Below are 1,600 nucleotides of genomic sequence, written 5' to 3'. Positions count from 1 at the left end.
CCCGGGATTGTCCAGCTCCGGAATCGTCACACCGTTATGCACGATGGCGATCGGCTGTTTCAGACCCACGGCCCGGATCGCATCCGCCTCCTCGCGATTCAGTGCATGAAAGCACGCGGCGCGATTCAAATGGCTGTGTTCATAGGCCGCGAGCGCGACCCACTTCTTCAGTTTCGAACGCTTCATGATCCATGGATCGAGCATGCCGTGCGGCGAGATGATGTAGGGCTTGCGTCGACGCCGATGCCACGCGACGACATCCGCCGAAGGGTGCATCCAGATTCCGTGCGTGTGAACGATTTGGGCATCGGATGCCAGCAGCGAAGTGCGCAAGCCCGGGGAGTAGCCGAACATCGCGGGACCGACCGCGTCACGGGTCGTCACCCGCGTCCCGCGCCATTGCGGAAGGTCGGTCCTGGTGTTCGCGTCGTTCAGTGCGAATACGCGCGGTACGAACCCGTTGGACGGCAGCGCGAGTGCGAGGCCACGTACCGCGTCGAACAGGCCGCCAGCGGTTCTGGACGCGGACGCCGTTACGAACCCGACCTGATGGCCCGGCGCCTGCGCAGGATGGAAGTCGGCCGTCCCGGTCACGCGGCCTCCCGCAGAAGATCCGCAAACCGCGGATACAGGCGACGATAGCGCTCTACCGCGCGATCGATCTCCGCCTGCCCCCGCGACGGCGCCCGATAGTCGGCGATCATCGTTCGCGCGATTTCATCCACATTGAAACCGTCGATGTCGTATACGCGGGCGCTCAAACCCAGGTCCGTCATGATGCCGCTCGTCTTGGGCAGGTAGGAGAGCGCCACGAGCGGCCGTCCTGCCAAAAGTCCAAAGATGCATGAGTGAAAGCGGCTACCCAGAAATACCGAGGAGCCGGCGATGATGCTCCTGACGTCCGCCACGGGTCGGTCTTTCTGATCCAGGATGACGAATTCCCGACACCGCTCGGCGATCTCGCGGCCCACCGGCAGATCGGCCGCGACCTGGTTGACGATGACGATCCGCACGCCCAGCGTGTCGTGCAGGATATTCAGCAGTTCGCACAGGCTGCGGACATACCGTTCCTTGGCCTGCGCCTGGTCGGCGGCAAGCGGAAACGCCCATTCGATCACCGAAACCGCGATATAAGGCTCGTCCGGATCGATTCCGAGTTCCGCCTTCATCGACGCGGTCGCGGCCGGCGTCGCAGCATGCCAGAAGGCAAGATCGCCGGTCCTGGCGACTCGCGCTGCCGGCAACGCGAGCGTCTCGACGACAAAATGGTACGACTCGCTTTCCCGTACGCAGATGAGGGATGCCTTGGCGAGCACCTTTGCGGCAAACCACCGGCCGCGCCTGGAGCGGATCGGACCGACGCTCTGCGGCGCCAGAACCACGGTGGCGCCAAACTTCGAAGCCGCCCAGATCTGGATCAGGTTCGCGTAGTACGACGGATTGGAGTCTTCAAGATATCCGCCGGGACAACTGACGACGACATCGGCTTTCCCGAGCGCGTCGATGGCACGTCGTTGCTCGACCGGAATCAGACGGCCGAGCAGCCACGGTCGTCGCAACGATACATAGCAGATCGTGATGGCCTGGCGGACGACATTGC

The 1,600-nt window shown here is 63.6% G+C and carries 2 protein-coding genes; both read right to left on the bottom strand.

What is annotated here, in order from left to right; genetic code table 11:
• Nucleotides 1-594, bottom strand: a 594-nt coding sequence (locus ACWGDX_RS39305; protein ID WP_453633621.1) for a glycosyltransferase, incomplete at its 3' end; no start/stop codon positions are given.
• On the bottom strand, nt 591-1,600 hold a 1,010-nt coding region (locus ACWGDX_RS39300), incomplete at its 5' end, for a polysaccharide pyruvyl transferase family protein (RefSeq protein ID WP_453633619.1). The genes ACWGDX_RS39300 and ACWGDX_RS39305, both read right to left, overlap by 4 nt.

Source organism: Streptomyces sp. NPDC055025, from assembly GCF_053608565.1.
The sequence above is the reverse complement of the archived record's forward strand: the minus strand, read 5'-3'. Positions and strand labels throughout refer to the sequence as shown.